The 2,644-nt window shown below is 40.4% G+C and carries 3 protein-coding genes; all 3 read right to left on the reverse strand.

The window, feature by feature from the left end; translation table 11 throughout:
• Positions 1 to 5: 5 nt before the first annotated feature.
• A complete protein-coding gene (locus A3761_RS20945; RefSeq protein ID WP_068739485.1) occupies positions 6 to 593 on the reverse strand; it encodes an acetyltransferase in 588 nt (195 codons plus the stop codon).
• A gap of 100 nt (positions 594 to 693) precedes the next feature.
• Positions 694 to 1,866 (reverse strand): SGNH/GDSL hydrolase family protein, encoded by a 1,173-nt coding sequence (locus tag A3761_RS20950; protein ID WP_068739483.1) that lies wholly within the window; start codon positions 1,864 to 1,866, stop codon positions 694 to 696.
• Positions 1,853 to 2,644 (reverse strand): carbamoyltransferase C-terminal domain-containing protein (locus A3761_RS20955; RefSeq protein WP_304439634.1); only part of this gene is annotated, 792 nt, incomplete at its 5' end. The genes A3761_RS20950 and A3761_RS20955, both read right to left, overlap by 14 nt.

Genomic DNA, 2,644 nt, shown 5'->3' on the forward strand with positions numbered 1-2,644 from the left:
CAAAATTACGAAGCAAGCACTGAACCTGGCGGGTAGGTTTTTCCTTTTTCAGCTTTTACAAAGTATCCACAGCAACTTCCCGCTTGCAACCAAGCCATTGCACCTACTTCAACACCTCCAGCAAGCTGAACGCCTACGCCGAGATGAGAAAACTCATGTAATATACAGTCATGATCTGCTGTGGCATTTGCGTTTATCACTACGCCCGTTTTAACCACTGCACTCGTACCGACATAAGCGCCGGCCATAATGGCTACGCCATCTTCTATTTGAGCATACTTACTTACCGTCGCTCTCGGGTGTATTAGCGTCGTTAAGTTAAAACCTTCAACTTTTAAGCGCTGGACAATCTGCTTTCTTACAGCATTATTCCCAATGGCAACAAACACATCATCGACTTTAATATCACCTTTAAAGACATCCTCTACCTTAGCGACAACCTCTCGGCCCATAACGAGTTCATTAGTCGGCGCATTATCATCAGCGAAGAAGATATCACTATACTCACCAGTAATTTCAGCTAAATCCATTACCGCTTGGCCATGACCGCCTGCGCCGATTATTAGGAGTGTTTTCTTTTCATTTATTGTCATTTTAAATTTTGAAGCCTCTAATACTTTTATTTTCTTACCTAACGTATAAACTCAGGTTTATACTGAATACGATATTTAGCACGATGCATCCAATAATCGTTTACTGTAGAACTTTCTCAATTTCCTTTGCTGCCAGCTCATACCCTAATGGTGATAAATGTCCACCTTTGAGTGCGTATGCTTGGTTACCATAGGGCTTTAACACATCCGTTAAATCAATAAACGAGACTTTTGAACCTGAGTATTTTTTTAGAGCTGCCACATACTCAACCGCCCGAGAGTCTGGGTTCCAATACGATGAATTTGGGATATAAACAATAAACGGAGTACAATCATTTATCTCACACATACTCACCGCTTTATCTATTGCATACTTCGAGCTATGTGGCAATTCTGTATCACTAACTCTACTTATCAACTTTCTTATAGTTGGTAATGAAAAGTAGCGGCCCAAGCTCTTAAGAAAACTTGTTTTTCCAGGAAGAGATAAGTTATCAATAGATTCAGCTTTAGATAACATGATTTCACTGACGTCGTTATAGAAACTGACTAACCCATCACTAAGTTTGGAGCAATCTTTAGACAAGTAGGAATTTTCCTGATCACCATTAAAATAGTGATTAAAATGAAATCTATTCTCCTCAGTAATATTGTCATTTGAGTAAAAAACGATACCTAAAAACTGAGGAGAGATACAAGGTAGAAAGCTCTGGATCAAAGCTGAGTAATGATAAGGTGAGTTTGCTCCAGTCCCGAGGCTAATACTCTCAATACCACTCTTTCTGAGCCGCCCCTGTAATGTGTCGTCATATGACACACAAGCTCCTTGAACAAAGGAGTCACCAACCAAAGTGAGTTTCACTTTCTGATCCCAAACGCTATCGGGATTACGAAAACCAAAGCGATCCGTTTTATATTTAACTAACCCATACCCTTCATTACAAAAATAAATATCAGTCTCAGGTTGAGGTGCTAGAGGCGCAACACCATGTTTCATTGCCAGTGTCTTGATGTCAGGATCTGCTGCCACAAAATACGGATAAAGAATTGGCTGATACCCATTTTCTAGTGTCACTTTTTTTTGAGGAATGTCCTCTTCCTGAACACGCTTATTAATAATGCTTTTGGATTCAGAAGATAAACCAGAAGCTGAATTAGAAAGATATTTAGCAAAAGAGATATCTACAAGTATGAGCAATAAGTATGTGAAGCTGCCCATTATCACAAAGAGACTGAGCCATAAACGAAGCTTTCTACCTTTAATCGAGTTCATACTTATCCTTGTAACTCTTAGATAGCTTTTTGTCCTGCTCGCTCTTAACCAAGAAGAAATTATCTATGACGAGTATATCTAAGTCGGTTCCCATAAAACATCGAAACGCATCTTCTGGTGTACAGACAACCGGCTCTCCACGGACATTAAAAGAAGTATTCACTAAGACAGGGCAATCTGTAATTTCTTTGAAGCGAGAAATTAAGGCATGATATTTAGGGTTGGTGTCTTCATGTACTGTTTGAACTCTAGCACTACCGTCAACGTGAGTGACCGCTGGTATAATTGACCTCGGTATCTTTAACTTTTCAATTCCCTCAGATTCGTCCTTCACAGAAAGTTTTTTGGTTTCGGCTACATCAGCAACTAGCAGCATATAAGGACTATCGCAATCGAGATTAAACCAACTTTCAAGATCTTCTCGCAGGATGCTAGGTGCAAATGGCCTGAAAGACTCTCGGAATTTAACTTTTAAGTTCAAATTTTTCTGCATAGTTGTAGATCTAGGGTCTGCAATAATACTTCGCCCCCCAAGCGATCTCGGACCAAACTCCATCCGGCCAGACATCCAACCTATCGCCAGACCATCTGCCAACGCAGAGGCAGTTTTTTCGATAATCTCGTTAGCATTTAACTCTGTGAAACTGGCTCCAAGGTCAGTCAGCTTAGACCTTATATCATTCGAACTAAACTCGGGACCTAAATACGTCCCTTGCATACTATCCTTACCCCGTACAACCGACCTTGGTTGATCAAGCATTGAGTAATATGTCGCTAA

The sequence above is a fragment of the Oleiphilus sp. HI0123 genome, from assembly GCF_001635315.1.